We start from the raw sequence: 383 nt of genomic DNA, 5'->3' as shown, positions 1-383 counted from the left end.
GAGCTCATCTGCTCCGGCTTTAGAATACATTTCAGCCAGCTCCACAGGATCTCCCGCATCCCGAAGGCTCACAAAGTTGACTCCTTTAACGGTTCTTCCGTCTTTTATATCCAGGCAGGGAATTATTCTTTTAGTTAGCATATTTAAAAATTAGATTTTAGAAGTTAGAATTTAGAAGTTGATTTTTAAACTGGAACCTGAATCCTGAAACCTTGTACTTGTAATTTAATATTTTTTATTCTTGGTGCTTCACTTGGAATTTGGTGCTTGGAATTTGGTGCTTCAACCCACAAATTCCTCAAGTTGTTTCAAACTAATCCGTCCCTCATAGATCGCCTTTCCTAAAATTGCTCCTTCACAACCTAATTCCTGCAGTTTTGGCA

At 38.4% G+C, this 383-nt stretch carries 1 protein-coding gene and 1 pseudogene; both read right to left on the bottom strand.

Going from position 1 to position 383, the window contains the following annotated elements; genetic code table 11:
* Positions 1–141 (bottom strand): HisA/HisF-related TIM barrel protein (locus tag HC175_RS20245; protein WP_235942709.1); only part of this gene is annotated, 141 nt, incomplete at its 3' end.
* Between the two features lie 141 nt (positions 142–282).
* Positions 283–383, bottom strand: a pseudogene (locus tag HC175_RS24465) (1-(5-phosphoribosyl)-5-[(5-phosphoribosylamino)methylideneamino]imidazole-4-carboxamide isomerase); the annotation flags it as partial.

This window comes from Salinimicrobium oceani (genome assembly GCF_012037645.1).
The sequence above is the reverse complement of the archived record's forward strand: the minus strand, read 5'-3'. Positions and strand labels throughout refer to the sequence as shown.